The organism is Sphingobacterium sp. UBA7249, assembly GCF_002472835.1.
Classification (GTDB): Bacteria; Bacteroidota; Bacteroidia; order Sphingobacteriales; family Sphingobacteriaceae; genus Sphingobacterium; species Sphingobacterium prati.
Genome location: NZ_DKST01000014.1, coordinates 39,459 through 66,227, shown reverse-complemented (window position 1 = coordinate 66,227; position 26,769 = coordinate 39,459). Strand labels below are relative to the sequence as shown.

Annotated in this window: 30 protein-coding genes; 16 read left to right on the top strand and 14 right to left on the bottom strand. The window is 37.4% G+C overall.

Translation table 11 applies throughout. From position 1 onward, the window contains the following. Nucleotides 1–180 (top strand): hypothetical protein, encoded by a 180-nt coding sequence (locus B4A24_RS10555; protein WP_293944767.1) that lies wholly within the window; start codon nucleotides 1–3, stop codon nucleotides 178–180. A gap of 80 nt (nucleotides 181–260) precedes the next feature. Continuing rightward, nucleotides 261–641, top strand: coding sequence for a (deoxy)nucleoside triphosphate pyrophosphohydrolase (locus B4A24_RS10550; RefSeq protein ID WP_293944766.1), 381 nt, complete (start codon nucleotides 261–263; stop codon nucleotides 639–641). Nucleotides 642–682: 41 nt separating this feature from the next. Here B4A24_RS10550 and B4A24_RS10545 read toward each other — a convergent pair whose 3' ends face one another. The 4 genes from B4A24_RS10545 to B4A24_RS10530 are packed head-to-tail and all read right to left on the bottom strand — an operon-like array spanning nucleotide 683 to nucleotide 2,192. Then, the gene (locus tag B4A24_RS10545; RefSeq protein ID WP_293944765.1) at nucleotides 683–982 is read right to left on the bottom strand and encodes a hypothetical protein; all 300 of its coding nucleotides are present in this window, start codon (nucleotides 980–982) and stop codon (nucleotides 683–685) included. A 12-nt stretch (nucleotides 983–994) separates the two neighbouring features. Continuing rightward, complete coding sequence (locus tag B4A24_RS10540) at nucleotides 995–1,390, bottom strand: hypothetical protein (RefSeq protein ID WP_293944764.1); 396 nt, start codon at nucleotides 1,388–1,390, stop codon at nucleotides 995–997. A gap of 12 nt (nucleotides 1,391–1,402) precedes the next feature. After that, complete coding sequence (locus tag B4A24_RS10535; protein ID WP_293944763.1) at nucleotides 1,403–1,582, bottom strand: hypothetical protein; 180 nt, start codon at nucleotides 1,580–1,582, stop codon at nucleotides 1,403–1,405. A 16-nt stretch (nucleotides 1,583–1,598) separates the two neighbouring features. Beyond that, a complete protein-coding gene (locus B4A24_RS10530; RefSeq protein WP_293944762.1) occupies nucleotides 1,599–2,192 on the bottom strand; it encodes a DMP19 family protein in 594 nt (197 codons plus the stop codon). A 318-nt stretch (nucleotides 2,193–2,510) separates the two neighbouring features. On the opposite strand from B4A24_RS10530, the gene B4A24_RS10525 reads away from it, so the two are divergent. Continuing rightward, entirely contained in the window at nucleotides 2,511–2,993 is a 483-nt protein-coding gene (locus tag B4A24_RS10525; RefSeq protein ID WP_293944761.1) for a hypothetical protein, read from the top strand. Nucleotides 2,994–3,475: 482 nt separating this feature from the next. After that, nucleotides 3,476–5,560, top strand: coding sequence for a S41 family peptidase (locus B4A24_RS10520; RefSeq protein ID WP_293944760.1), 2,085 nt, complete (start codon nucleotides 3,476–3,478; stop codon nucleotides 5,558–5,560). A 453-nt stretch (nucleotides 5,561–6,013) separates the two neighbouring features. On the opposite strand, the gene B4A24_RS10515 is transcribed toward B4A24_RS10520, so the two are convergent. Next, complete coding sequence (locus B4A24_RS10515; protein ID WP_293944759.1) at nucleotides 6,014–6,496, bottom strand: YxiF family protein; 483 nt, start codon at nucleotides 6,494–6,496, stop codon at nucleotides 6,014–6,016. A 530-nt stretch (nucleotides 6,497–7,026) separates the two neighbouring features. Here B4A24_RS10515 and B4A24_RS10510 point away from each other — a divergent pair. Continuing rightward, complete coding sequence (locus B4A24_RS10510) at nucleotides 7,027–7,995, top strand: aspartyl protease family protein (RefSeq protein WP_293944758.1); 969 nt, start codon at nucleotides 7,027–7,029, stop codon at nucleotides 7,993–7,995. A 68-nt stretch (nucleotides 7,996–8,063) separates the two neighbouring features. Continuing rightward, nucleotides 8,064–8,798, top strand: coding sequence for a hypothetical protein (locus B4A24_RS10505; RefSeq protein WP_293944756.1), 735 nt, complete (start codon nucleotides 8,064–8,066; stop codon nucleotides 8,796–8,798). 80 nt (nucleotides 8,799–8,878) lie between these two features. Here the strand turns inward: B4A24_RS10505 and B4A24_RS10500 are convergent, their stop codons facing one another. Continuing rightward, nucleotides 8,879–9,229 (bottom strand): winged helix-turn-helix transcriptional regulator, encoded by a 351-nt coding sequence (locus B4A24_RS10500; RefSeq protein ID WP_293944755.1) that lies wholly within the window; start codon nucleotides 9,227–9,229, stop codon nucleotides 8,879–8,881. Between the two features lie 117 nt (nucleotides 9,230–9,346). Here B4A24_RS10500 and B4A24_RS10495 point away from each other — a divergent pair, with 117 nt between their 5' ends. Continuing rightward, nucleotides 9,347–10,051, top strand: coding sequence for a VOC family protein (locus B4A24_RS10495; protein ID WP_293944754.1), 705 nt, complete (start codon nucleotides 9,347–9,349; stop codon nucleotides 10,049–10,051). 577 nt (nucleotides 10,052–10,628) lie between these two features. Here B4A24_RS10495 and B4A24_RS10490 read toward each other — a convergent pair. Then, on the bottom strand, nucleotides 10,629–11,375 hold the full coding sequence (locus tag B4A24_RS10490; protein ID WP_293944753.1) for a glucose 1-dehydrogenase: 747 nt from the start codon (nucleotides 11,373–11,375) through the stop codon (nucleotides 10,629–10,631). Between the two features lie 81 nt (nucleotides 11,376–11,456). Continuing rightward, on the bottom strand, nucleotides 11,457–12,365 hold the full coding sequence (locus B4A24_RS10485; protein WP_293944752.1) for a helix-turn-helix domain-containing protein: 909 nt from the start codon (nucleotides 12,363–12,365) through the stop codon (nucleotides 11,457–11,459). Nucleotides 12,366–12,776: 411 nt separating this feature from the next. Here B4A24_RS10485 and B4A24_RS10480 point away from each other — a divergent pair, with 411 nt between their 5' ends. From B4A24_RS10480 to B4A24_RS10450, 7 genes are all read left to right on the top strand, one after another. Beyond that, a complete protein-coding gene (locus tag B4A24_RS10480) occupies nucleotides 12,777–13,238 on the top strand; it encodes a hypothetical protein (RefSeq protein ID WP_293944751.1) in 462 nt (153 codons plus the stop codon). A 443-nt stretch (nucleotides 13,239–13,681) separates the two neighbouring features. Further along, nucleotides 13,682–14,269, top strand: coding sequence for a Crp/Fnr family transcriptional regulator (locus tag B4A24_RS10475; RefSeq protein WP_293944750.1), 588 nt, complete (start codon nucleotides 13,682–13,684; stop codon nucleotides 14,267–14,269). Between the two features lie 57 nt (nucleotides 14,270–14,326). Next, a complete protein-coding gene (locus B4A24_RS10470; protein ID WP_293944749.1) occupies nucleotides 14,327–15,412 on the top strand; it encodes an NAD(P)H-dependent flavin oxidoreductase in 1,086 nt (361 codons plus the stop codon). A 258-nt stretch (nucleotides 15,413–15,670) separates the two neighbouring features. Next, nucleotides 15,671–16,207: a YceI family protein gene (locus tag B4A24_RS10465; RefSeq protein ID WP_293944748.1), complete on the top strand. Its 537-nt coding sequence runs from the start codon at nucleotides 15,671–15,673 to the stop codon at nucleotides 16,205–16,207. Nucleotides 16,208–16,217: 10 nt separating this feature from the next. Next, nucleotides 16,218–16,436, top strand: coding sequence for a tautomerase family protein (locus tag B4A24_RS10460; RefSeq protein WP_293944747.1), 219 nt, complete (start codon nucleotides 16,218–16,220; stop codon nucleotides 16,434–16,436). Beyond that, entirely contained in the window at nucleotides 16,405–17,175 is a 771-nt protein-coding gene (locus tag B4A24_RS10455) for an SDR family NAD(P)-dependent oxidoreductase (RefSeq protein ID WP_293944746.1), read from the top strand. The genes B4A24_RS10460 and B4A24_RS10455 overlap by 32 nt, the downstream gene beginning before the upstream one ends. Then, nucleotides 17,175–17,633: a nuclear transport factor 2 family protein gene (locus tag B4A24_RS10450; RefSeq protein WP_293944745.1), complete on the top strand. Its 459-nt coding sequence runs from the start codon at nucleotides 17,175–17,177 to the stop codon at nucleotides 17,631–17,633. The genes B4A24_RS10455 and B4A24_RS10450 overlap by 1 nt, the downstream gene beginning before the upstream one ends. Nucleotides 17,634–18,566: 933 nt before the next feature. On the opposite strand, the gene B4A24_RS10445 is transcribed toward B4A24_RS10450, so the two are convergent. Both B4A24_RS10445 and B4A24_RS10440 read right to left on the bottom strand, forming a co-directional pair. After that, a complete protein-coding gene (locus B4A24_RS10445) occupies nucleotides 18,567–19,541 on the bottom strand; it encodes an Rpn family recombination-promoting nuclease/putative transposase (protein ID WP_293944744.1) in 975 nt (324 codons plus the stop codon). A 161-nt stretch (nucleotides 19,542–19,702) separates the two neighbouring features. Continuing rightward, entirely contained in the window at nucleotides 19,703–20,605 is a 903-nt protein-coding gene (locus B4A24_RS10440) for a helix-turn-helix domain-containing protein (protein WP_293944743.1), read from the bottom strand. Nucleotides 20,606–20,754: 149 nt separating this feature from the next. Between B4A24_RS10440 and B4A24_RS10435 the strand changes: the two genes are divergently transcribed. Both B4A24_RS10435 and B4A24_RS10430 read left to right on the top strand, forming a co-directional pair. Then, a complete protein-coding gene (locus B4A24_RS10435; protein WP_293944742.1) occupies nucleotides 20,755–21,516 on the top strand; it encodes a glucose 1-dehydrogenase in 762 nt (253 codons plus the stop codon). 95 nt (nucleotides 21,517–21,611) lie between these two features. Continuing rightward, entirely contained in the window at nucleotides 21,612–22,646 is a 1,035-nt protein-coding gene (locus B4A24_RS10430) for a hypothetical protein (RefSeq protein ID WP_293944741.1), read from the top strand. 20 nt (nucleotides 22,647–22,666) lie between these two features. Here B4A24_RS10430 and B4A24_RS23885 read toward each other — a convergent pair whose 3' ends face one another. The 4 genes from B4A24_RS23885 to gndA all read right to left on the bottom strand — a co-directional run bounded on the left by B4A24_RS23885 (nucleotide 22,667) and on the right by gndA (nucleotide 26,653). After that, the gene (locus B4A24_RS23885; RefSeq protein WP_409456486.1) at nucleotides 22,667–22,786 is read right to left on the bottom strand and encodes a hypothetical protein; all 120 of its coding nucleotides are present in this window, start codon (nucleotides 22,784–22,786) and stop codon (nucleotides 22,667–22,669) included. A 229-nt stretch (nucleotides 22,787–23,015) separates the two neighbouring features. Beyond that, entirely contained in the window at nucleotides 23,016–23,726 is a 711-nt protein-coding gene (pgl, locus tag B4A24_RS10425; protein ID WP_293944740.1) for a 6-phosphogluconolactonase, read from the bottom strand. Nucleotides 23,727–23,743: 17 nt separating this feature from the next. After that, nucleotides 23,744–25,225: a glucose-6-phosphate dehydrogenase gene (zwf, locus tag B4A24_RS10420; RefSeq protein ID WP_293944739.1), complete on the bottom strand. Its 1,482-nt coding sequence runs from the start codon at nucleotides 25,223–25,225 to the stop codon at nucleotides 23,744–23,746. 9 nt (nucleotides 25,226–25,234) lie between these two features. Next, nucleotides 25,235–26,653 (bottom strand): NADP-dependent phosphogluconate dehydrogenase, encoded by a 1,419-nt coding sequence (gene gndA / locus B4A24_RS10415; protein ID WP_293944738.1) that lies wholly within the window; start codon nucleotides 26,651–26,653, stop codon nucleotides 25,235–25,237. Nucleotides 26,654–26,769: the final 116 nt, after the last annotated feature.

Here is a 26,769-nt window from a genome sequence, read left to right as displayed (position 1 = left end):
GTGAGCGATGTCGATTCTGAGGTATTTGAAAAACTGGAAAAGAAAGTAAAAGTTGTTTTCCCGGAGCATCAGATTATTAGAGATGAAGCGCTACTGCTAACAAAGGTCAATATTTTCGAGGCTGATGGTGAAAATCCTCCATCGATACAGCATCTCTTATTCTCAACGATTGAAACATAGTTATCTGGATGTTCTATAGTTGCCCGGATATAACAACCTTTAACTATCCATTAGTCGAAAATTATTACTTTTAACTCAGTATGCTGCAAGTAACCTGTGCGATAATAGAGCACGCTAACAAAATACTGATCTGCCAACGATCGGCTTCGATGAAACTTCCGTTGAAATGGGAATTCCCGGGTGGGAAGATCGAAACCGGAGAATCTAAAGAAGACTGCCTATACAGAGAGATCAAAGAGGAGGTCAATATTGATATCACCATACGCAAAGCGCTTACAATGGTCGAGCATCACTATGCTGACTTCTCGCTACAGCTCTACCCTTTTGTTTGCAGCCTACGAGCTGGTGAAGTAAAGGCGCTCGAGCATGCACAGGCAATATGGGTAACGATAGATCAACTGCTTGACTACGACCGGGCAGAAGCTGACCTGCCTATTGTGGATGAATATTTAATACGATAAACTCGCTCGTTCGATCGTAATTATTCAATTTGTTACTCTTCTTAAATGAAAACTAGATAATCATCCAATACCTGATTTTCTTCATCTAGGATCAAAATATAATGGCCTACATTCGATTGTTTGGACCACAAATTCAGCCTGACTTCAATAACATAATATGCACTGCGCGAATCATTATACAAAATCTTTATCGCGTCTTTTTCAGGTTGGACATCACGGTGGGACAAACCTATTTCACGAAATAAATATCGATTTTCCTTGTTTTGGATACAACTATGATAGGAGTCAATACTGCGTTTAAAATAGTTCTCAACGATCTCATTAAATTTATTCATTATCATAGAAGGCGCTATTTAAACGTGTTCCATCTTCTGCGCCAATGGCCCATCTTTAATCACAAGACTCGACCAGCCCGGGCAAGATCCCTCGGTTAGTTTTGCAATCAACCTGGATGCTAGAAATATTTTCGCTATTGTTTGTTCGCCAAAATCCCAAGCTACTTCTACAGGTGAACTCCCGTTAAATGGTTCGAGATTTTCGCTGACAAATTCCGCCGGATTTAAAAACGGTAGATTTACCTTGCTATACCATTCAGGTTTAGTCGGAGTTGGAGCACTATTATATAACCATATATCTCCAACGATTCTTTTCTCCTTCAATAAGTATGCATAACATACCTTATCATCATCTTCGATTAATACGGCAAATTCTGGATGGTCATTCGAAACATATTTTGTTAAACTAGCCATAATTCTACTTCATTAAAAAAACGCCTGGACGGTATCAGTACCCAATGGCGGCAGTCCCTCCCAGCCGAAAGCTTCATAATGGGGCTTTCCATCAGTCCACTCAAGGCGCTGCAGCACAAAGTCGACATAGCCCGATTCGACCTGCTCCCGAAAAGAGCTTTTGGTGACTTGTTCAAAGTGATTGTACAACATAGGGCTAAGTTAGGATTTAATCAGTAAACTCTTTCTTGTTCTTTCGGATATAGTCAACCTGAATTTTTTGCAAGTTTTTCGTGTCATTAAGTTTATAGAATTCATCGTCAAATTTGTTCAACGGATTGTTCTCATAGGATTTACCAAAACCTTCTATCGTGCCATCCTGATCTTCAGTTATTTTCGATTTCTCTTTTTCAAACGTGCTGTTTGCTCGCTCGGTCAGATCGGCAAATTTAGTTGCGCCGACTAATTTCAACGCTTCTGGTAGCGCTTCAGCAAATTGACCGCTTGAATTGAAATAAAATTGATTATAGCCTCCATTATTTACTTCTGCTTCTAATTGGACGATCATATAAATTGCTTGTCTTGATTTGTTCCAAGACATGACGATTTCATATTCTTTATCATATGCTGCCGATAGCTTACGAAAGAGATTATCATAAACGACTTCTAATAACATTTCATCTGAAGTCGTATCAATAATGTGTTCGGTTAATGGGATCTGGATTGATGGCTTACTATTGTTTTGCTGAATACGTTCAGAGCAGCCAAAAAAACTTAAAATTATTATTAATATAATTCCAATGGTAATAATTTGTTGTCTCATTGATTTTATCATCGTTAAAACTTTTTAGTACTCAAATATATACATTGATTTGCCATACTCTTGTGTTTTTATGTATATCGCAAAAGTATAGCTGCTACTGAGGCTATCTGAGGAAAACAAAATCTATCTAAGCTGTATCCGGGGGATACCGAAACCTATAAATCAAAGCACTTAACAATTATATTCATATATAGAAAGCAATAGATGAAAATAAATTTTGAATCGTCATGATTTTACCTAACTTAGCTTTATAAGAACAGCCGGAACAAGCCAAATAGTAATCTACTAAAGAGACGCTCAGATGAGCTAAATACTGCAATGAATTTTTTCAAAACAACAATTACTTCCTCATTGTTTGTCATTGGTGGTCTGATCCTTTTGTATAAAAGCAATAGAGAACGGTCTGATTACATCAAGAATCCAGGAACAATAACTTATCTATCAAAAGAGTATAAAGAACTTCCTAAGAGATTCCGTGGCAAATACAGATATCTTAAAATAGACAGCTATCCCTATGTTTTTGAGCTTTACAAACCCAATAGTGTTTTAAGCGAGCAAGATATAGATGATCTACATGTAGGTGATAAAATTGAAATATACTACAGCGAAAATTCGGGTATAAAAGAGACTGGCATTAATGATGTTGTGGAATTTATAGATTATCAAAAAACACCATTTTTCATTAGCATTCGATTTGAAGATATATTCAGTTATATATTTATATGGTTCGGAGTTATGCTTTTCATAATAGGTTTGTTTTACAAATTAAATAAGAGTCGCCCATGGAGGGGGTATCATTAATTGTAGAGTGCTCCCGTAGCATATTAGCGGTACTGACGAATGAGATAAGCAAGGTCATGGCAACTTATCAATCAAAATTAGTAGTAAAGCCCTAAATAACTGATGTCAAGCAGGTCTTTAAAAATCCATCCTAGTGTTTTCATTAACCGCACTCTTTTTTATCTTGGCTTCAGCTTATTTTTGCATAACTTATTTTTCTATACGTCGTGCTTATAATCAAGACACTGCTGATGGATCAAAACCTCAAAATTTCTATAACTTATATACCTTATAAGACAATCTCAATTTAAATAGCTATATTGGTAAAGGCGAAATGCCTATAAATCTAAATTTATCATTGGTTCTAATCAAGTTTTATGAAAAAACATTTCTTTTGCTTTTCATTACTTTTATTTACATCCCTATTTTTATTTGCACAATCAAATCTAACTAAAAAGGGGTTTCTTTCCTTCGATAATGCTACAATAATTTCATCCGATAACATGTCACCCAATCCACCAAAAATGGGATGGTATAGTAATAGCCCACGGGTTATTGTCGATGAGAAAACACGATATGATAACCATCAACCCTCATTATTGATTTCTTCTACTAAGGAAAAGGATATTGATGCGTTCTTTCATTTTTCTAACAGAGATATAGTCGGGAAAAATATCGTTTTTCATGGTAAATACAAATATGAGCAAGCACAAGATGCACAGGTCTCTTTTTCGATTAATTTAAACACATTTTCACGTGCTATTATGACCGAGAAAACTACTGTAGGATGTAACGGTGATAAAGAATGGAATAGCTTTTCGATAGAAATGCCGCTAGATCGGACCGAACATTTTTATTTTCATATCATCAGTTCTGGAAATATCAAATTGTGGATAAGTGAGTGTCAGGTGGAAGTAGACGGACAGTCGTTCGACATTTTGCAAAATCCAACAGCAGAAGCAGATAAAGATTTTGATTTTATAGAATCGTCTAATATTGCTTTAGGCAGTTCCCCTACCCCTCAGCTGCTAGAAAATTTAGAAATATTGGGCAAAGTCTGGGGCTTTCTAAAATATTTTCATCCGCAGGTAGTGGTTGGAAAATATAACTGGGACTTTGAACTGTTTAGAGTATTGCCGGCAATAGCAAATGCAAAAAACAGAGAAGAAAGAAATCGGCTTCTTGGCAAGTGGATCGATAAATATGGTAATATTATAGAGACTGAGAACTATTCAATAAAAGACTCTACTCAATATCATCGTTTTGCATCGCTCAATTGGCTAGAAGATCCAAAACTTTTTGACAAGGAGCTATCTGCCAAACTTGTAAAAATAAAGAATGCGAAACGAAATAGTGTTTTTAACTACTATATGGTACCCTTAGCCTGGAAAGAGGAAGTAGAGTTTACCAGAGATAAGCCTTATAACACAATCAGCTGGCAAGATCAGGGTTATCGTATCCTTACGCTATATCGTCTTTGGAATGCTATTGAATATTGTTTTCCCTATACCAGCTACACTGACAATAAATGGAGCTCACTATTAGCAAAATATCTGCCCGAATTTGTGGTGACACCATCAGAAGGTGTACTCGACCGTTCAATAAAAGAACTTGCTGCTGAAATTAATGATTCGCACGGTGAAATCATTTCGGGCAAACCAGTACCTCCTATGCGAGGGCTTCCCATGTCATTGACTCAAACGCATGACGGAAAACTCGCCGTGTCCTCTACCAGACTGATAGAGATAGATCGGGGTGCTGAAATTCTAGCCGTTAATGATAAACCCGTATCAGAGATTATTGAGGTCTATCGTCCAATAATACCCGCATCCAATGAAAAAGCGCTTATCCGGAATGTGACACACAAACTTTTTCTTACACCGGAGGACAAGATAAAAGTGTCTTTTAAATATAATGGTAAAGAACATAACGAGCAGGTTCCGACACAGACCTTTACAAGAAATGAGCACATTGAAATTAAAAAACCTCAGGAGTATAGCTTAAAGAAAAAAGATATCCTTTATATGAACTTAGGTGAGATTGGAGCAGAAGCAATGGAAAAAATGCTAAAAAATAAACGGGATGCGAAAGGGCTAATCCTTGATTTACGTAATTACCCACTGGGCTATACGAAAGATATATTAGAAAAATATCTTTACCCGGAACCTACGGAGTATATGTGGTTTTCTATGAATGCTAAAAAATATCCGGGCAACTTTTTTCTGGATATACGGGGCGATGTAGGCCTGACAAAAAACAGGGATTATTTCAAAGGAAAAATTGCTATTTTGGTGAGTGAAACCACCCAGAGTCTGGGAGAATTATCGGCCATTGCCTATCGTGCCGCTCCAAGGAGTGCAATTATCGGCACCCAATCTGCGGGTGCCAACGGACATATTGGATATCTCTTTTTGCCACGGGGAATAAGATTTGTATATACGATGGCTGGCGCATTTTACCCAAATTGGAAACCTAATCAACGAGTAGGTGTAACGATAGACATTCCTGTCAAACAAACAGTAGAGGATGTGAAAGATGGCGAAGATGTGTGGATCAGGAATGCAATAGAATACATTGAAAGTAACTGAGTTCCGAAAATTCCAAAAATAAAGACTATGCCCCGTACCCTGTCATCAGAATAATTTATTCACTTTTATAAAACTATTTAAAATAGAGTAGGTTATCCCTTGGAAATGCAGCACCAGATCCTAAAATGGAGAATTGCCTTCTTTTTTCAAGATCGTCACCTAGGTTAATGGAGTCTATTGACCTAGGTGATACATTGTTGTCTATTAAATGGGTCAATTATTTTGATTAATTACCTACCTACATATTTTATTGCTTTTTCTTTTTATAATCGAATAAGTTCTATCATTTGTGATGGCCTACATATTTTAGATTGTCAAAAAAACGTTCTATCAGACGTCTATCTTTGGTAACAATTTCCACGGTACCTTTACTTTCAAAAGTTTTCAAAAATCGTCTATCCAATTAATATTCTCTCAACACCTCAAGAAGGTTACCCTCATATGTATCATAATCTACTCAGATTTCCAAATAACTAATTCATAATAATAGCCAATAAATCCACCGTCATATTCTTCGTAAGAATCAATGCCCAAACCATAATCACTGTCTTTGGAGCAAAGAAACAATGAATCTTTGTCTAATTCTATCAATTCACTAAAGCAATCTATTATTTCAGAAAATGAGATCTTCACACAACCACAATAATTAGTTTGTTTACTTATCAAGTATAGTTCAATATCTCTAAAGTTAACTTCATTTGATATTAACGCCCTTTTTAAATCCTCAACATGGTCTTTTGGGTAAACTTTCTTTGATTCATTGCTCTTCATTTTATAGGTATCAAAAAAAGATTTACATACCTCATCTGAGGCGGTCAAATCGACAAAATCCGAGTCGGATATAGTTCTATTTAAAATTATAGAAAGAGCTTCTGCATATTTCCCTCTTTCGCGCCTGCCCCTATTTTCTCTAATTAACAGTTCCTTTCTAGTCATTAGAATATGATTTTTCATTTTTCAATCTATCTCTACCAATAGGACCTTTCTGCCCTCCTATTTCGTCCCCCAACTTCCCAATTAGGGCCATGATTTCTATCTTTTGTTTGCTGAGAATATTCATTTTTATAACGCGATGAAAAAGCTATCGGTCTACAGCACACCACATAGTTTTTCAAAGGAAACATCTGATTTCAGTCCAATACAACACTGCTTCTTGACACGATCCTGGCGACAATAGTGATTTAGCTTTAATTCAATACACATAGGACCCTATCAATGTTTGCATAATTAATTGCTTTATTGATCAAATGAAATTATCCAGAATAAAAAGATGTACCCTTAAATAGCTTACATCAAATTCGTTTTTTCGTATTAGCTTCGATAACATCACCTCTAACTGCAATGTAGTGGCTATCATCAAGCTTGTAGATTGATCAAATACCGGAAGCAGCAGAGCGACAACAGCAATTATTTGTTTCCAGTCGCTCTATCTTCAAATGTTGTATATTTGCTTAAAAGAAAATATAATGAATATAAAACGAGCAGTAATTGTAATTTGCATATTGACTATCTTTATAAGTTGTATTAATACAAAACAAAAGACTATTGGTAAGGCCAATAATGATAATTGGATTAAATTCACTTGGGAATCTGCCACACTGTCCAATAAATATTTTCCAAAGTTTGCAATGCTTGTTCCTATAAAAATAAATGGCCTGAATGCAAACTTTGAATTGCAATTTGACTTGGGAGCTAATACTTCTGTTCTCTATGGAAACATTTTAAATTCTTATTTTTCTGAAAGTGAAATAAAGAATATGCTTATAGATTCTACAAAATTATCGTCGAATGACAAGATTTCTTACCATGCAACAAAGGGTATTGATATGTTAGCCGGCAATTTCAAAATAGAAAAAATTACTTATATGGAGAACTATGGGAAAGCTATTCCAAAGGATTCGCTTTTTACAAAAACTCCCAAACATATAGGTTCTTTGGGAGCAGATGCTTTCGTCGATAAAATACTAATCATTGATTTTCCTAGCAAAAAAATGTGTGTGTTAGATACACTTAAAGGCCATTGGAAGTCAAGGACAACTTTTGTTCAAGCTCAATCTAAAAGAGGAAGGTTACATGTTCCTTTAAAAATTAATCAGGAAACGCATTGGTTTTTGTTTGACACAGGAGCCAGCCTTTTCCCAATTAATACCAATAAAAAACTGTGGACAGAAATAGTTCAGGAAAATACAAAAGCAGATACACTGATTACATCCTCATGGGGAGAGAATATAAACTTCTATGGCAAAATGACAGCCAAAAATATATACCTAGGGGATAAAAAATTAGAGAAAAATTATGCATGGTATAGTGAAAATAAGCGATTAATGGAATTTAATACAGCTGAAAATATTGATGGACTTATCGGAAATGCATATTTTTTCAACGAAATAATCATATTAGATTTCAAAAACAACAGATTTGGTATTGTAAATTAAGTGTGGAGAGATGCAGCTAAGTGAACTGTACTACACCAAAGTTTTAACTAAATTTATACCATAAAAAAATGCTTAATAGAGTTGTTATTACATCTTTACTTCTAAATACGATCTTTGCTACTTCTGCGTTTGCACAGCATAAGAAAGTTGTTTTGGACCGCGCATATTCATTTATAATATCCGATGGAGAGATAGGGCGCATACTTATAAAAGATAGTCTCCTGCTGAAACTCCATGGCAGCTTATTTGAATTTAAACAGCCGTTGGACCTAAACGCTAAAGATTGGGAGGTTGAAAAAACAAACAGAATTATCCGAGAACGTGTGCAAGGTGACAGTTGGTTGGTAATGACAGAGTCCCTCGACAGCATCCCTATGACTACAGCTCCTTTTCCTACCAACAGATTTTCTATTACGGTGTTTCGCGGAATTACAAAAAACCAAATAGAAATGGCTCACGTAACTAGCCGAATAGAGCGCCATGTTGCAGATAGTATTATGGATAAAGGTGTCGTTACAGACAATTGGTTTTTCTACACCTGTTTTAGTGATGATAGATGGCGCGAACTAGCCTCGCTTCCGCAAATAAAAACGAAAGATGACGCCCAAAAGGTCATAAGTATCCTTAAAGGTGAAAAAGTCAAAATATGGGTAAAAGCTTATGAAAACAATCCCGTAAAGGAAATGTATGGATCTGGAATATTTGCAGAAATTATAAATCGAATTTGTATTCAACTTCAATATTCACCTATTTTCGCATCAAAAGCCTTACAGGCATTTGAACAAGAGAAACATGAGAGATAATTCGATAATGATTCTTTCTGGATCGCTTTCAAACGAAAATTTGCAATATTTATATCCTTTTTAACTCCTACTGTCAGACGCTACCGATAGATATTGTGCGCTTCCAGTGAAATCAGTAATTCGCCATATTCCTTCAGGATCTGAATTACAGGTAATGCATGGCGGGAACGGTCTGTTAATGCATATTCTACCCGCGGAGGTTTTTCGCGAAATACTGTCCGACTGATCATCTTTTTTTGTTCCAACTCTCTAAGCTGGGTATGCAGCATCTTATCTGTTATGCGTGGTATCATACTCTTCAGGTCTCCGTATCTCACGGGACCATGCACTAGACTTAGCAGTATAGGTATCTTCCAGGTACCTCCGATATGCGAAAAGGTAAATTCAACCGGACTGTAATAAAGTTTTTTATCGTGTGTAAATTCCTGCATAAATCAAATTTATCCAATATATTTTAAACAACAATCATCTGTCCTTTACTGTGAAAAAAGTATGTAAAAGAAAGAAGTCATATCATACTTATATTTTTGAAACCTAAACTAAATGCAATGAAAGACAGTTCATGGATTACGATTCCGATATTGAAATACGTCGCAATTGATGCAACACTTACTTTTTGGGAAACACTCGGATTTAAAGTTACTTTTAGACAGGATCGTCCGTATAAATATGCGGTTCTGGAACGCGAGGGATCCCATCTGCATTTTCATTATAGTAAGAATATAGAGATTTTGACGCCAGGTAACGGTTGTCTGATCATCATAAACGATGTTCAGAAAATTTATCAGGAGTTTTGCGATGCCCTTAAGCGTCATCTTGGACGTATTCCTTCAAAGGATCTGCCTAGGATTTCTAGAATGAAACCTGCGAGAACACGTTTCACTGTAACCGATCCCTCCGGGAATTCCGTAATATTCATCCAACAGGGCCCTAAAGATGAAGCCGATTATGAATCCACCGAACAAAAGGACGCAACTGAGCTAGGAAAGTCAATTGCGCTTGCATTAAAACTGAAGGATTTTAAGGAAGACTACCTGGCCGCAGCCAAGGTACTCGATAATGCTCTTAAAAAACACCTAAATCAGGATGAGAAAGGTATACAGCACGCAGAAGCCTTTATCATTAGGGCTGAACTTGCCAGATTATTAAATGACCACACTACAGAAAAAGATTGCTATAAATCACTGGGTGATCTTGAGATTTCGGCGGACAAAATCTTTGAATTAAAATCCAAGCACAGATACGACAGATAACGTTAATCCAATTGATTTCATATTTTTCCATGTCGTCCATCATATAAAGATGGTTATTAAAACCACCCATATGTGTAGAAATGACAATTAATATCTATTACTACTATTTATATTCTATATTTACGTTAAATAATTATTTCAAAAATTAGTTAGCACTATATGATCAGTAAGAAAACATTGAAAGTGTCGATAGCAATATCCGTGTTGTTCTTTGTCTTTTCCGCAGTAATCAAAGGCTGGCACGTGTCCTTGCCAACTTTCCTTTCTGGAACAGTCTTCTTGCTAGGGGGATTATCTTTATTTGTCACATTTTTTTTAATCATCTATTTCATATTTAAAACTTCGAGAAAAGCCTAAATGAAAAAACACAGATAAAAATAATTGGAAGTAAGATGCGCAGTTGATTCGAACCAAATAGTCATTCTTGATGCAATAGTTAATTTTCACAAAAGTCAAGCTCAAGGATTACCTATAAAAAGTATTTTAAAATTCGCTTAATTCCATAAAAATAAATAGCGCCTCTTTCCTTGAAGTGACGCTATTGAAAAACAAATTTAATGGCTCAGTAGTAAAAAATCTATTGGATGCTCATCCCGCCGTCTATTACCTGCTCTGTACCCGTAAGAAATGATGATTCATCAGATGCTAAAAACACGACCAGGTTACTAACTTCACTTGCATCTGCCATTCTGCCCAGAGGCGTAACATCTGCTGCTCCGCTTCCGTCTTCGCCAGTAGCTTCCACCATCATGGGGGTTTTGATATATCCTGGATGCACTGAATTGGCTCTGATATTTTCTCTGCCGTATTCCACCGCTGCTGCCTTTGTAAGACCTCTGACAGCAAATTTACTACCCGTGTATGCCAAGCTTGGATATCCCGGGATTGCGACAATTCCGGCAACTGAAGAAATATTCACGATGGAACCGACACCAGCCTTCTGCATGGATGGTATTGTATATTTCATTCCATAGAAAACAGCATTTTGATTGATTTCGATCACCTTCAGATATTCCTCTTCCGTTATTTCGGTAACCGTTTTTATTGGACCTAAAATTCCAGCATTATTGACCAAAACATTGATTGGTCCAAACTTTTCTTCACCTTTCGCAACGACAGCTTTCCATTGTTCTACATCCGAAACATCGTGCTTTACAAACAACGCATTTTCACCTAATTCATCAGCAATCTTTTTTCCCTTCTCTTCATTGAGGTCCGTAAGTATGACCTTGGCTCCTTCTGCAATAAATTTTCTTGCGTGTGACTCGCCCATTCCTTGGGATGCACCGGTAATAATGGCTATTTTTCCTTTTAATCGTTCCATACTAATCGAATTTATTATAAAATAAAATTAGCGATTGATTATCTCCTATTGCTTACCCGAAGTTGGACAAACTTTATCATTTTATGGATTTATCAAATGATATTTCCGGAATGAAGTGGGCGTCTCACCAGTCTGCTTTTTAAAATATCGGCTAAACGATTGAAGATTGGTAAATTGAAGGTGATCGGCGATTTGACTTATTGACTCGCTGGAATCTGACAAACGCACTTTGCACTCAGAGAGGAGCGCCATATTGATGATCTCTGCAGGAGTCTGATAAAACTGATTTTTTATAATTTTATGCAGGTAATTGCTTGTGATATTTAGCTCTTGAGCATAAAATTCAATATTTCTAAAGGTTAAGTAGTGCTTTGAAACAAGTTTTTTGAAGTTGTATCCTATCTCTTCCTCACGAGGTTGATGAATGTTGTTTCTGTTTTCGATGTACCTGTTTACCAAAAAATCACTTTCGTTGATCAGTGCCAAAAGAATACTTTTAGCGGAATAGATCCACCTTTCGTTGTCTGCCTCTGAAGCAATTAAAAAATCCAGTGTACGTGTAAACAAAGTATTCATTTTCGAGTGATCTTCATTGGAAAGAACGACCTGTGAACCGAACTTATTTTTCAGAAAAGAATTGGGCGCAATGGAAAAAAAACTCTCAAAAAGATAATCCATAAACTTTTTCGTAAACAGTACAAACATTCCCGTTGTGCCAGCTTCTATCTTAATAACCTTTACATTTTGTTCAGGACGATAAATCAATAATGAACGCTCATCTATCAGAAAGTTCTTGTAATCTACTTCGATCGTGATACTTCCGGAGTTGATAATTCCATAGGCGAAATAATGCGGTTTCATTTCAAAAGGCTCGAAAATCTCGGGTACATCTGTTAGATACAGAAAATCATCTGAAATACTCCAGTCAAGCTTTCTGTAGTTGATGATATTCCTGATCGTGTATTGCTTAATTTCATCCTTTCTTTTCATTGATTTAAGTTATCGAATTTATCGGAATGATACTGTATTTTTCAAAACATTTACTATATGAGAAAGCTTGATCTTAAATAGCTCCTTTCTGCTCTAATTGTTAGAAGGAGCTAACTAGCATGAATATTCAAAAAAGTAAAGAAATATTGATATCTTTTCCAGACTTTTCTACTCGGGGTACCCCCTTTTTCATAATAGCCAAATAGTTATACACCGGCATAAGTTCCAATCTGTAATGTATTGATTTCAGTGACAGATAAGCCTCACATATAAAAAAAAGCATATTATCTGAAACAACTATTGTTGATTTCATAGCCTATAAGCTCAGCCATCCAATTGCATAAAAAGAGAAAAATGTTAAACAGAAAATTTACCTTGATAAATTACTAATATTATTAGTAATTTTGTTTTATGAAACCACTTGAAGTTCACTGTAGAAATCGTGTGCTATATGTCCGTATGACCATTGATGATAAAAGTATGGGCATGCGGGATTACTATTTGTATGACAAAAACGGAAAGTCATTTTACATATTCAGGCGATCGCAGGGCGAATGGGAGTTAGTGTATGGTGTACTGGCACACGACATTAAGGAGGCCTGCATCGATGCTCTTATTCGTCGGTTTGATCGAGATTCGCCGGAGTTATTCTACAGCAATGGCAAACGCCATGTTGTTCGTATAAGCGTAAAGAAAGGCGGTATTTGGCATATTTATGTTAACAATGTTTATGTAGCATCTATCCAATATGACCTGTTTGCAAAGAAATTTGAATATCACCTGGACGATAATACGCCACTGACGAAGGATCATATCGAAAAATATATCGGAATGATTGAGCGTGGCGAAATTCAATGGAAGAAGGAGCGATGAAAAGTATACTATTCCGCTGCTTGATTGATGGTGAAGTGAAATAAATGGTGAATGGATGATGCATTGCGCCAATCGAAGCTGGCTTACCTCCGATGAGCTGTCTATTTTTATTGAACATCTCGAAGCTGAGCTCGTGTATGAGGAAGAGATATAAAGAGCTTCCCCTAACCTTATCATCTAGAACTTGCAGATCTAAACAATGATGGCCTGTTAGATTTTGTCGAAGCCAATTCCGATGCGTGGAATATTTATTATTTCACGATTCTAAAAAAATAACTACTTTCATCAGCACCGTCGCATTTAAATGATATGTATTATCAGGCAAAACATAAAACTTTCGTAAGAATGAAGTGAGTTTTTTTTAGTAATTTGGATTTATAGAAATCTATATCGTTTAATTTTATAACAATATGAATTGAACGAAATGTTAAGCTAAGTCAATTATGGACGCTAAAGAACTCCTACGGGCACACATCGCCAAACATACTGTGCTCACAGATGCTGAATATGAATATGTATTTGAGCATTTTAGACCGCTGTCGTTCAAAAAAGGACAGGTAATTATCCGGGAGGGCGATCAGGTCAATTATGAATATTTTGTAATTACGGGCTGCTTAAAGACATTCTATATCAATGAAGATATAAAAATGCACATCCTACAATTTGCTATGCCCACTTGGTGGGCGTCCGATTATAATGCTTTATATACGCAGTCAAAAGCTACTGTAAACGTGGACTGTATAACGGATGTCGAACTATTATGCCTATCGAATGAAGACCGGGAAAAACTATGTGCCGACATTCATCATATGGAACATTTTTTTCGTTGGCGCACAAATGGTGGCTACGTGGCTTCCCAAAAACGTCTGCTATCCTTCATGAATAATAATGCAAAGACCCGATATGAAGAGTTACTGCAGATGTACCCCCAATTGTATAACTTAGTTCCGAAACACTTGATAGCGGCTTATCTAGGCGTATCTAGAGAAACACTGAGCCGCCTCTATAATGCCCAAAAAAATGTGATCTAGATCACCGTGAATTGACCTGATTAATAGTTTATTTTGGAAATATCTAAGCAATCTAACATGTGGTACAACACAAAAATCAGTCAATTATTGGGTATCGACTATCCAATTTTGCAGGGACCCTTTGGAGGAAATCTCTCTACGGTCGAATTGGCCGCCGCCGTGTCCAACGCGGGTGGACTGGGCGGATTTGGCGCTTATACCTTGAACCCACAGGAAATTGTCGATGTCAACAATAAGATAAAATCTGCAACGGCTAAACCCTATAACCTAAATCTATGGGTGTCTGATACGGATATGCCCGACGATGGAATTTTTGATCTGCAATATGAGCGAACCAAGGAAATCTTCGGATCTTATTTTGACGCGCTGGACATTGATTTCCCTACAAAACCCGCCGCATTTCAGTCTCGTTTTGAAAATCAGCTTGACGTGATATTGGATATCCGGCCGAAGGTTTTCAGTTTTATATTTGGTAGTTTACCAGTAAACGTAATAGAGGAATGTAGAAGCAAAGGGATCATAACCATAGGAACTGCAACAACGTTGGATGAAGCAATTGTTTTGGAGAATTCGGGCGTAGACGCTATCATCGCATCCGGATTTGAAGCGGGGGGACACCGTCCCTCCTTTCTAGCTAAAGCCGAATCGTCCCTGATGGGTACATTCACACTGTTACAACTGATCCGCGAAAAAGTAAATATCCCAGTGATCGCTGCCGGTGGAATAGCAGATGCAAAAGGGATAACCGCGGCTCTCATCTTAGGCGCGGACGCTGTCCAAATCGGAACTGCTTTTCTGGCCTGTGAGGAATCAGGCGCAATTCCTATACATCGCGATATGCTTTTTTCTGAAGAGGCAAAATACACCACACTTACCAGGGCTTTTACCGGTAGACTTGGTCGAGGTATTGGTTCTCTTATAACCAAACAACTACCGGACCAGGAGATAACAACCCTCCCCTTTCCATTACAGACTTCAATTATGTCTTCACTCCGGAAAGCTGCTCTAGAACAGCAACGGCCAGAATTTCTATTTCTATGGAGCGGTCAAATCGCACCGATACTTAAACATCGAAATGCATCTGAACTAATGCGATCACTGATAAGAGAAACCACGGAACAGCTTGACTTATTCAAAAAATAAAAAGCAGAAAGAGCATTGTTATTAAAATCCGATAGCGAGAACAATTATCTCGTCCTACAGCGGTCTTTGTAAACAAGGGCCGCTGTCATTTTATATATCACTAATTCCACTCAAACAGTTTTCCCTCGAACAGGTCGCTTTCATCAAATCATCCGACTATACGGCTGAGAGTCAGATTGTGATATAGGTCACGTTATCCGTTCAAAACAGCATCGTTACTTTGTAGTATAATTTTTTTAGCACATTAAATACAACATAATGAAAACACAAAAATTCAACATTTCAACGACCGAAAGCCTGATCAATTGGGTAGGAAAAAAAGTAACTGGCAGCCACAATGGTACAATTAATTTTAAAAGCGGTCAGCTCACAGTACACGATGGGCAAATTATTGCTGGTGAATTTGTCGTAGACACCAGATCTATTAAGATAATGGACATAACAGACCCCGCCGCAAATGTCCAATTTGCAGGACATCTGGCTTCTGACGATTTTTTTAGTTCCGAAAAATATCCTGAAGCCAGCCTGATTATATCATCTTCAAATAACAGTAACTACATCGCTGATCTGACAATTAAGGGAATTACTCGGGATGTGACATTTAACATTGATGCAACTGTCCTTGACGAATATCTGGTGGCTAAAGCGCGCGTTGTAATTGACCGGACTAAATATGATATGAAATTCCGTTCAGGCAACTTCTTTCAGAATCTTGGGGATACGTTGATCTACAACGAATTTGAGCTAACTATTTCATTAACCGCCATAGCAAGCGAAAGTATCGCTGTTGCATAATAGTAAAGATATGCCATTTATAAAAATAGAATTAACCAAAGAGGGTATTACCCGTGAACAAAAGCAACAGCTAATAAAAGGAATTACTGACCTGTTCACAACGATCTTGAACAAGGATCCCCACCTAACACATGTGCTTATCCAGGAAATAGAATTGGACGACTGGGGCTATGCCGGTGAGCAAGTATCAATATTACGTGAAAACGGCATCACTGCCGATAACAAATAGAACGATGGACAAACAAACAATTATCATAACCGGAGCTTCGTCGGGTATCGGTGAAGCAGCAGCCAAATATTTTCTTGACCGAGGTGACAATGTTGTCATCAATTCGGCAACCCGCGAAAAGCTCGAACAAACATTTTACAGGCTAGGTGCTGGTCCGCAGCTGGCCATGGCTGCCGGCAATATCATGCATAAAGAAACAGGAGAACAGCTCGTTGATTTGGCGTTAAAACAATTTGGCAAAGTGGATGTATTGGTCAACAATGCAGGGATTTTTGGGAATAAACCGTTTCTGGAGGTGGATGAGAATTACCTTGATACTTTTTTAAACACCAACTTGAAAGGAACATTTTTTACCACACAAGCGGTCTTGCCAGAAATGCTAAAACAAGGACACGGCGTGGTCATCAACATCGGTACGCCACTGGTAAACCATGCACTGGGAGGCGCCCCGGCCGCAGCACCTGTGGCAAGCAAAGGTGCAATCCACGCGCTCACAATACAATTAGCGGCTGAATTCGGCAGCCGAAACATTCGAGTCAACACGATTGCTCCGGGCGTGATCCGAACGCCAATGCACGGCGACAATGGTGATAGCATGGCCGGTATACATTTGGTCAACCGGATTGGTGAAGTAGCGGATGTCGCGGAAATGATTTACACCGTAGCAAAAAGCAATTTCATTAATGGCGCGATCATTAACGTCGACGGCGGTATGGGCGCTGGCCACAATTTAAAATAATGACAACAATTCTATTAACTGCTTTGCTTTTCGGTTTGCTCCCGGATAGCAAAGCACAAATTGACACAGCAATGAACAATACAATTAGTGACAGCATAGCGATCAAAGCAACCCTGGAGGATCGCTATTTCAAGGGGATTTATACCGGGGAAGTGAAACTTTTGGAACAGGCATTTTATTCCGGCGCTTTACTTTTAGGTGATGTAAAGGGGCAGCCCTATTCCAAAAAACTCGCGGAATACCTTGACGTCGTGGCGCACCGCCAAAGCCCAAAGGACTCTGGTCAACCTTTCCACGGCGAAATTCTCAAAATTTCTGTCATAAACTCGATTGCAGTAGCGGAAGTGAAAGTGAAGATGTATGATTTTTACTATCATGAATTCCTCTCATTTCACTCTATCAATGGCCGGTGGCTGATCGTAAATAAAATGATGACAGATACAATGGATCAACTATAGATGCTGATTTCAATCATAGCATAGAAAGACTTTTTCAAATCAGAACGAAGCAGCTTTTTAACTAAAAATCTCCACGATTTTTTTATGTGAGCGATGAGGGCATGCTGAAAAACAATTGAATAATAGCCGCTAAAGCTGATGCATTATGGAAATCTTTCCAAGATAAAATATCTACGTTTGTAAATGGAAGCAACGGTATTGCTGTTGTCGATGCACCCGTTGTAGAAAGACCAAATTGGGATGTTATTAAAAAAGTTATTGATGAACAGTTACCTTTATCATATCTTTCAACAGATTGTAAATAAAGAGCTTTAAACGTATGAGAGTTATTATAGTTAATTTGCTCCTGGCCTATATTGTGTTCCCTTTGCTGATCAACATCGGATATATAGACAACATCATTTCGGGAAACTACGTATTTTATAGTATCCCCTATTCATTGGAGGAATACATGAATTTAATTTGTGGGGATCTCTTACTCCATTGTACTTTATTTCTTTGCTTTTGTCTAATCCCTGTTTACTTCATCAAGAAAATTTTGATAGTAAACAAAAAACAAACACCGACAGCACTTTTTCTCAAAGGCTGGGCTGTTCTATTCGTAATCAGTTTAATTGGAGCAATCGTTGTTACGGGGGGATATATATTGTCTAACCCCTCCATTCCCGGAGATTATTTTAAAATCCCGTTGATGGTTTTGTTTATCATACTAACCTTAGTTGTGCAGTGCATCCTTTATTTTTTTCTGGACATTTCAAACAGAAAGATCGCGGCATATCGTGCCAAATGAAACGTATACTTGACGCTTGATATCGATTTATCGGATTTTATCGAAGAGACGGTAAATGGAAAACCTGTTTACCAGCGTATAAAAAAGGAAAAGGCCGCTTGGACAGTATCCAAGTGGCCGTAAAACCCTTATTGTAATATGCTTTATTTTCCTTTAGCCTTCTCTGCCTCGATCTGCTTTACAAACTCTTCAGTGACGTTCGCAAGTTCGGCAATATCCGAAATCGAAAACTTATTCAAAGACAAAAGGTTTTTTATTACTTCTGCTTTTCCTTCAACTTTTCCTTTAGCTTCTCCCTCTGCTTTCCCTTCAGCTTTCCCTTCAGCTTTTCCTTCTGCTTTTCCTTCAGCCATTGCTTTTTCGCGCGCTCGTTTCAATAGCTCTTCCTGACTACTTCGGATACTCTCGGCATCCCATTTATTCCTTAAACTTGCGTTGTACATCTCTCGTTCCTCCGGTTTTAGTTTGCTATACTCTGCTAACTGAAATAACTTCTCAAAAATAGGCTTCCGCAAATAAGTGGAAAGTCCCTTTAGCGATGAAATATTTTTGAGTACATAAAGCCAACGATCTAGATCATTATCTAGCTCTGCCTCAGCTTTAACAAAGTTAACCAATTCAATATATATAAAGCCAAGTTCGTCGTAAAATATTTTGCCATGATCACGATAACATAGACAGATATCGTGCAAAAAATACTTCTCCTCCCCCGCATCAGGCATCGCAAATCCATCCAACAACACAATAATATAGACTTCACTAATTGCATAATTCCAAGCCCTTCGGTTTCCTTTGGGTGCCTGGTCTGCGATTAATTTACTACTGTAGTAAAGCATGCGCTTTTTCAAATTAACTTGTGACGTGCGCTGCACTTCAATAATAAACCGTTCGCCATTGTCTGCTGTACAGGTCAGATCAAAAATAACAGTACCAATATCCTCTGTATCCCCGACATGTTCATTTTTGTTATAATATAGGTCAGCAATAACCTTGCGACCTCTAAAGAGTTGGTTTAAGAAAGCGATGAGAAGATCTTTATTGGTATCTGATCCGAAAACTTTTTTAAAGCCATAATCTGTCGTGATATCGATATATTTCGATTGTTTCAATTCACTCATAATCATTTGTTTTTAAATTGGTTAAGAATGCAAATATAAGCAAATAAATATTATAATACTAATATTTTTAGTAAAAAATATTGTTCTGCATATTAATTAAAACAATGTCGCCGATGAAGAAGGTCATGGAAAGGGACGTCTTATATGATCGAATTGGTAATTTATCGTCGATTGATTTTTCTATACTCGTTTGGCGTCATCCCGACTTGGTGTTTGAAAAGCCGTGTAAAATGAGTAGGATATTTGAACCCCAATTCATACGCAATTTCGCTAATAGTTTTTCGGTCATCAAACATTCTATCTTTAGCGGTCTCAATTAATTTCAATTGAATAAACTCTAAAGGACTCTTTCCTGTTTCTTTTTTTACCAGATCACCAAAATAATTTGGTGACAAGTTTAGTTTATCTGCAAAATACTTTACTGATGGAAGACCATCGCTCAGCGGTTTTTCTGAAACAAAATAATCATTGAGTAACCTTTCGAAATTTTCCAATATCCCTTTATTGAGATTTTCACGAGTAATAAATTGGCGGTCGTAAAAGCGTACACAGTATGTCAGTAATAAATCCAAATTTGCTATGATAACTTGTTTGCTATGTTTGTCTATTGGCCGCTTGGTTTCCTGTTCAATTTTAGCATAACAATCTTTAATTATACTTTGCTCTTCTTCAGATAAATGAAGCCCTTCATTAACCCGATAGCTAAAAAAAGTAAACTCATGAAATTTTCTGGCAAGGCTTGTACCCCGAATCAAATCCGGATGGAATACAATATTGTGCCCTCCTGGCTGATGCCACTCTTGGTCATCCTCAATATGCACCACCTGACCAGGTGAAAAGAATGCCATAGTTCCTTCCTGAAAGTCATAATAACCTTTTCCATACCTTAAATCCCCTATCTTGACGCCCTTCAAGCTTATAACATATATACCCATATGCATATGCTTTATACGATTGGGTTTAGCCTTGCTTAAATCTAGAACACTAATCAAGGGATTGTATGTTAGATGATTTCCAAAAAGATTATATGTGCTTACGCTGTCAAAATTGATGTGTTCTCCCATATCTAAAGCTTTAATCAAAAATACATCTTTAAACAATTACTATTTATGGAAATTAAATTCAGTCGGTAAAATTGGTTAACATCTCCGTAAAACATATAAGAAAACTCAACCGGGTTGATAGTAATTTTGCAGTTATAAATTCTTTAAATATGGAAATATCATTTAATAATAAAGTATCCTTAGTTACAGGCGCTGCATCAGGCTTAGGTTTAGCTACATCAATAGCCTTTGCAGAGTCTGGCGCAGCAGTCGTAATGGCAGATTTAGATGAAGTGGCGGTACGAAATGCAGCTGAGAAACTGCAAAAAAAGGGATATCAAACTATCGGCATAAGGTGTGATGTCAGCATAGAAACCGATGTAGCTGCCATGGTAGATTATACCATCAAAACATTTGGCAATCTTGATTTTGCATATAATAATGCAGGGATTCAAGTTCCGGTAGCGGAGACTGCAGATGCAATAGGTGAAGACTTTGACCGTGCGATAGCAGTAAATCTAAAGGGAATTTTTAACTGCATGAAATATGAGCTGAAGCATATGCGTGAAAAAGGCACGGGTGCGATAGTCAATTGTGCATCACAAGGCGGATTAGTTGGTACAGCTAACCTGGGCGCTTACACAGCTTCAAAACACGGCGTAATTGGTCTTACAAAATCGGCAGCTTTAGAATACGCATCACGAGGCATCCGCATCAACGCAATCTGTCCTGGGGTGATTGAAACTCCAATGGTGTCAAAAGCCCTCATCGATGCACCAGAACATATGGGGACAATAATTAAATCAATACCAATTGCTCGGGTAGGTAAAGAAATTGAAATCGCTTCGGCGGTTCTTTGGCTATGCAGTCCATTAGCAGGTTTTATGGTAGGACAAGCAGTTACACCGGATGGAGGTTTCACTGTAGCATAAAATTGAAAATAATTTCCTGTCAACCACTTAATAATGAAATAAAAAGCGATCTGCACAGAATAATAAATCCCAATTACAATATAAATTTTTAAAATATGAAATACTCGTTTTTGATTCTGATCCTAGCAGCTTCTTCATTAGTAAAAGCTCAAGAATTTGAACAAATTAAACAACCGAAAGAACCGTTGGTTTTACAATCAATAGGTAGTTTTTATGTCGGTGGAGAATCTGTCATGCAAACTAAAAGTGATTTGGGAGATTTTGCACCCGAAGGTCATGTTACCAAAAATCAAATGTATGTACAGTTTATGAAACCTCAACGTAAGGTTAGCAACAAAGCTTTTGTGCTCATCCATGGAATGACGTTAACTGGGAAAACATATGAAACGACACCTGATGGAAGAATGGGATGGAATGAGTATTTTGTCAGAAAAGGATATGATACATATGTCGTTGATCAGTTTGGCGTTGGACGATCAGGATTTAATTCAAAGCTTAATAATCAGGTGAGATCTGGAGAAATATCCGCTGACAGATTACCAGCCTTGATCCGTATTTCTGATGAAAATGCTCATTTGAATTTCAGAATAGGTCCTAAAAATAAACAAAGGTTTAATAATGCAAGATTATCTGAAATTGCTTTCAGCGAATTCTCAAAACAGGGAGTTCCATTCCGATCTTTAGTATCAAGGGAAGACTATACAATAGCATATGGAAACATAGCTAAATTATCCTCAGAAATAAAAAACACAATATTAGTGAGTCATTCGCAATCAGGTCCATTTCCGCTGCATGCAGCTTTAATGGATTCCTCTAATATCAAAGGTGCAGTAATAATTGAGCCTGCACCAGCTGACTTTGGGGAAGAGGATGTCGAAAAATTAGCTAATATTCCATTTATTGTGATTTTTGGTGATAATTTAAATAATGATACTGGTATGTCTCACAGATGGTCGCAGATGTACGATAGTTGGAAGAATTTTGTAGATAAAGTCAACAAAGCAGGTGGTAAGGCGAGTATCGTGCGCTTACCTGATTTAGGAATTTACGGTAATGGACATATGCTAATGCAAGAAAGTAACAACCTGCAGATAGCAGATTACATACTGAATTGGAGCGCTAAGCTATAGTTATTTCCAGTGGAAAGTAATCACTTTTCAATAGGTATTGCAGATATTTTATGATTAACTTGTGACGTGCGCTGCACTTCAATAATAAACCGCTCGCCATTGTCTGCCGTACAGGTCAGATCAAAAATAACGGTACCGATATCCTCTGTACATTTTAACGTTTTAAAGAAACTCTCAGCGGCAGGTCGAGTAGATAAAGGGGAGTCTCACCCCTAAATCTCTCACAGAACCGTACGTGAGCCTCTCGACTCATACTCCTTGTTACGATTTTATAGGAATCTAACGTGTTACTAAATTTTTCGCATGCATACTGCGTACACCAAAAGTACAATTGAAAATAAAGGGCATTCGGATGAAAAGACAATTGAATTAAATTCCAGCTTCTTTATCAGTAAAAATCTGGACTCCTGCTTTCTTTTCAATTAACTGTAGCGGATATAATTCAGGATTATATGCACCATTAAGAACTTCATTCAAAGCGTTTTTCTTAGATTTACCAAACGTAACAATCAGAATATTTTCAGCTTTATTGATGATAGGTTCAGTCAAAGTAATTCTGAACATTTCCTGCGGCTTTAGGTAGTAGGCATCAACCCATTTTTCTTTTTCTTGTAAAATCTTTTCACCTGGAAACAGAGATGCTGTGTGGCCATCATCTCCCATTCCTAAAAGGATGAAATCAAAAATACCGTCAGCTCCCAAAACATTTCTGATTTGAGTTTCGTATTCTTTAGCATAATTTTCAGGCTCAATTCCCTCTTTATACATGGGGAAAATCTGATTTTCATTGACTGGAACTTTATTCAAAAGTACTTCCAACGTCATCTTAAAATTACTTTTCTCATCTTCAAGAGAAACCCATCTTTCATCTACCCAAAAAAAATGGATTTTGTTCCAAATTATTTTATCTGCATATTCGGGAGTAGCTAATAAACTAAAAATGGCTTTCGGTGAAGAGCCACCACTCAACGCAACCACAAATTTATCATGCTTCTGGATTGCTTTGTTCGAAAGCTCAACAAATGTATCAGCGGCTTTTTTATATAAAGCATCCAGATTATTAAATATTGTAATATTCATTTTCTTTTAATTACTTTTTAAACCCACTGATGTCCCTGACGCTCTACCAGTGCATCACTGTCATCAGGTCCCCAGTTTCCTGAAGCATAATTGGGGAAAGATGGGTCTTTGGTTTTTTCCCAGGTTTCCTGAATCGTTTTTATCACGTCCCAAGCTTCTTCTACCTGATCAGAGCGCATAAACAGTGTAAGGTCTCCCACAAGTGCTTCCAATAAAAGTGTTTCATAAGCTTCGGGAGTATCGGTCTGACAGGCAAAATTATCGAAAATCATTTCCACAGGTTTAAGCGCTAAAGACAAGCCTGGCTTTTTAGACATAAACTGCAATCTGATGTCCATTTGTGGCTGGATATTAATAATCAATCGGTTAGCCGACAGAAGCGAGGTGCTTTCTGAAAACATAGAATTTGGAAGTGGCTTAAACTGAATCGTTATATAAGAATGCTTTTCTTTCATCTTCTTCCCGGTACGAACATAAAAAGGAACATCCTCCCATCTTTCATTATCCAGATAAAACTTGATAGCGACAAATGTTTCGGTATTGGAATCAGGAGCAATTCCCTCCTCCTGGCGATAGCCATTTACTTTTTGCCCATTTACTTTGCCTCGTCCGTACTGTCCTCTTACCGCATAATGATCTACTTTTTCAGGAGAAATCCTACGGATGGATTTTAAAACATCAACTTTACGGTCCCTGATCTCACTCGATCCAAGTGAAGTCGGAGGTTCCATAGCAACCATACAAAGAATTTGCAAAAGATGGTTCTGAATCATATCGCGCAAAGCTCCTGTCTGCTCATAAAAACTGGCTCTTGTTTCCACTCCTACTTCTTCGGCAACCGTAATCTGCACCGATTCTATATGTCTGTGGTTCCAAAGAGGTTCAAAAATTGAATTTCCGAACCTGAACGCCAAAATATTCTGTACTGTTTCTTTACCTAAATAATGATCGATACGATAAATCTGTTCTTCCTGGAAAGTTTGTGAAAGAAGATTATTTAGCTCAATGGCAGATTCTTTATTGTGACCAAAAGGTTTTTCGATAATAATTCGATCTGTTGCAGGATCAGATGCTATTGATGTATTTTTAAGATGATTTGAAATTACCGATACAAAGTTTGGTGCAATCGACAAATAGAAAAGTCTGTTTCCTCTCATACCGTACACTTTATCAAAATTCTCAAGTTTCTGATATAAATTCTGATAAGAGCTTTCTTCATCAAGCTGATGCTGAAAATAGCTGATGTGAGCCTGAAAACCAGCCCAATCTTCCTTGGTTACGGTCTTCCTGGAAAAACTCTCCAGATTTTCTTTAATATAAGCGCTGAATTTTTCATCCGTATTTTCGGCTCTTCCTAAAGCTAGAATATTAAAACCTTTTGGCATTCTGCCATCGATGTATAAATTGTAGAAGGCTGGAAAAAGCTTTCTTTTTGCCAAATCCCCTGTTGCACCAAAAATAACGATCGTTGTGGGATGCAGGATTGTATTGTCACTCATTGTTAGGATCTAGTTATTTGGGGTTTGCCATGAAGTATGAAAGACTCCTTCTCTGTCCGTTCTTTGGTAAGTGTGCGCACCAAAATAATCACGCTGAGCCTGAAGCAGGTTGACAGGTAAAGATGCTGTGGTGTAAGCTTCGAAATACCCTAGAGCCGACTGAATTCCTAAACTTGGAATTCCGTTTGATACAGCAAAAGCAGCTGTTTTTCTTAATGACTGAATTTTATCTTTTACAATTTCTGAAATTTCCTGATCCAATAAAATATTAGATAAGTTCTCGTATTTTGAATAAGCCAGATAAAATTTCTCCAATAAAACAGAACGGATGATACATCCACCCCTCCAGATTTTGACAACATCTTTTAACGGAATGTCAAACTGATATTCCTCAGAAGCTTTTACCAATAATGCCAAACCTTGAGCATAACTGATTAAAGTAGATAAATACAAAGCATCCCCCACCTCTTTGATAAACAATTCTGTATTTTCAGGGGTTTTTACTTCTTCTTTAGCATATAATTGAGAAGCTTTTGCTCGCTCATCTTTGTAAGCGGATAAAATTCTTGATGTTACGGCAATATCGATGGTTGGAATAGAAACCCCAATTTCCATAGCCTCCTGGGAGGTCCATTTTCCGGTTCCTTTTGCTCCTGCTTTATCTAAAATCTTGTCGACAAGAAAACCGTCTGTTACATCATCTTTTTGCTGGAAGATATCTCTTGTTATTTCAATAAGGAAAGAATTCATCTCGCCTTCATTCCATCTTTTGAAAACTTCATACAATTGTTCATTCGTAAGATTAGCTCCTTTTCTCAGTAAATCATATGCTTCACTGATTAATTGCATGATGGCATATTCAATACCGTTGTGAACCATTTTAACATAATTCCCAGCAGCTCCTTTCCCCATATAAGCGGTGCAAGGCTCCCCCTTTACTTTTGCTGAAATAACTTCCAGCATAGGCTTCACCAAATTGAAAACTTCCAAATCTCCCCCTGGCATAATACTCGGTCCTCTTCTGGCGCCCTGCTCTCCTCCAGAAACTCCCATTCCCATAAAATGAAGGTTTTTAGAAGCTAAATCGGCTATACGTCTCTCGGTATCTTTGAAATAAGAATTTCCCGCATCAACGACAATATCTTTTGGACTCAGCAGCGGGGTTATGCTTTCAAGAACAGCATCAACCGGTTTGCCTGCAGGTACCATCAAAATAACTTTTCGCGGACTTTCTAAACTCAATACAAATTCCTCTAGCGAAACAGTTCCAACAACCTTTGTACCTGAAGCCACTCCTTTACGAAGTTCTATTACCTTTTCTTCATCTAAATCGAATCCTACGACAGAAAAACCATTATCGGCAATATTGTAAAGCAGATTTCTTCCCATTACACCCAGACCGATGACCCCGTAATTATACTTTTCCATTCTTACTTAAAGTTTATGTTATAAATCAAATTTACTGAAATGCATGCCAGTAAAAAAATTATCTAAAATTTTCTTTCAATTGTGACATTTTTATCATCAACTGGAAAATGTCATTA

Excerpts from the sequence above, each read along its gene's own strand:
- B4A24_RS10465 (WP_293944748.1), top strand. The coding sequence starts at position 15,671 with ATGAAAACACAAAAATTCAACATTTCAACGACCGAAAGCCTGATCAAT.
- B4A24_RS10430 (WP_293944741.1), top strand. The coding sequence starts at position 21,612 with ATGAAATACTCGTTTTTGATTCTGATCCTAGCAGCTTCTTCATTAGTA.
- B4A24_RS10520 (WP_293944760.1), top strand. The coding sequence starts at position 3,476 with ATGTCACCCAATCCACCAAAAATGGGATGGTATAGTAATAGCCCACGG.
- B4A24_RS10550 (WP_293944766.1), top strand. The coding sequence starts at position 261 with ATGCTGCAAGTAACCTGTGCGATAATAGAGCACGCTAACAAAATACTG.
- B4A24_RS10545 (WP_293944765.1), bottom strand. The coding sequence starts at position 982 with ATGATAATGAATAAATTTAATGAGATCGTTGAGAACTATTTTAAACGC.
- B4A24_RS10540 (WP_293944764.1), bottom strand. The coding sequence starts at position 1,390 with ATGGCTAGTTTAACAAAATATGTTTCGAATGACCATCCAGAATTTGCC.
- B4A24_RS10500 (WP_293944755.1), bottom strand. The coding sequence starts at position 9,229 with ATGCAGGAATTTACACACGATAAAAAACTTTATTACAGTCCGGTTGAA.
- B4A24_RS10470 (WP_293944749.1), top strand. The coding sequence starts at position 14,327 with ATGTGGTACAACACAAAAATCAGTCAATTATTGGGTATCGACTATCCA.
- B4A24_RS10440 (WP_293944743.1), bottom strand. The coding sequence starts at position 20,605 with ATGGGAGAACACATCAATTTTGACAGCGTAAGCACATATAATCTTTTT.
- gndA (WP_293944738.1), bottom strand. The coding sequence starts at position 26,653 with ATGGAAAAGTATAATTACGGGGTCATCGGTCTGGGTGTAATGGGAAGA.
- B4A24_RS10485 (WP_293944752.1), bottom strand. The coding sequence starts at position 12,365 with ATGAAAAGAAAGGATGAAATTAAGCAATACACGATCAGGAATATCATC.
- B4A24_RS10450 (WP_293944745.1), top strand. The coding sequence starts at position 17,175 with ATGACAACAATTCTATTAACTGCTTTGCTTTTCGGTTTGCTCCCGGAT.
- B4A24_RS10445 (WP_293944744.1), bottom strand. The coding sequence starts at position 19,541 with ATGAGTGAATTGAAACAATCGAAATATATCGATATCACGACAGATTAT.
- pgl (WP_293944740.1), bottom strand. The coding sequence starts at position 23,726 with ATGAATATTACAATATTTAATAATCTGGATGCTTTATATAAAAAAGCC.
- B4A24_RS10460 (WP_293944747.1), top strand. The coding sequence starts at position 16,218 with ATGCCATTTATAAAAATAGAATTAACCAAAGAGGGTATTACCCGTGAA.
- B4A24_RS10515 (WP_293944759.1), bottom strand. The coding sequence starts at position 6,496 with ATGACTAGAAAGGAACTGTTAATTAGAGAAAATAGGGGCAGGCGCGAA.
- B4A24_RS10475 (WP_293944750.1), top strand. The coding sequence starts at position 13,682 with ATGGACGCTAAAGAACTCCTACGGGCACACATCGCCAAACATACTGTG.
- B4A24_RS10480 (WP_293944751.1), top strand. The coding sequence starts at position 12,777 with ATGAAACCACTTGAAGTTCACTGTAGAAATCGTGTGCTATATGTCCGT.
- B4A24_RS10530 (WP_293944762.1), bottom strand. The coding sequence starts at position 2,192 with ATGAGACAACAAATTATTACCATTGGAATTATATTAATAATAATTTTA.
- B4A24_RS10510 (WP_293944758.1), top strand. The coding sequence starts at position 7,027 with ATGAATATAAAACGAGCAGTAATTGTAATTTGCATATTGACTATCTTT.
- zwf (WP_293944739.1), bottom strand. The coding sequence starts at position 25,225 with ATGAGTGACAATACAATCCTGCATCCCACAACGATCGTTATTTTTGGT.
- B4A24_RS10495 (WP_293944754.1), top strand. The coding sequence starts at position 9,347 with ATGAAAGACAGTTCATGGATTACGATTCCGATATTGAAATACGTCGCA.
- B4A24_RS10505 (WP_293944756.1), top strand. The coding sequence starts at position 8,064 with ATGCTTAATAGAGTTGTTATTACATCTTTACTTCTAAATACGATCTTT.
- B4A24_RS10525 (WP_293944761.1), top strand. The coding sequence starts at position 2,511 with ATGAATTTTTTCAAAACAACAATTACTTCCTCATTGTTTGTCATTGGT.
- B4A24_RS10435 (WP_293944742.1), top strand. The coding sequence starts at position 20,755 with ATGGAAATATCATTTAATAATAAAGTATCCTTAGTTACAGGCGCTGCA.
- B4A24_RS10535 (WP_293944763.1), bottom strand. The coding sequence starts at position 1,582 with ATGTTGTACAATCACTTTGAACAAGTCACCAAAAGCTCTTTTCGGGAG.
- B4A24_RS10490 (WP_293944753.1), bottom strand. The coding sequence starts at position 11,375 with ATGGAACGATTAAAAGGAAAAATAGCCATTATTACCGGTGCATCCCAA.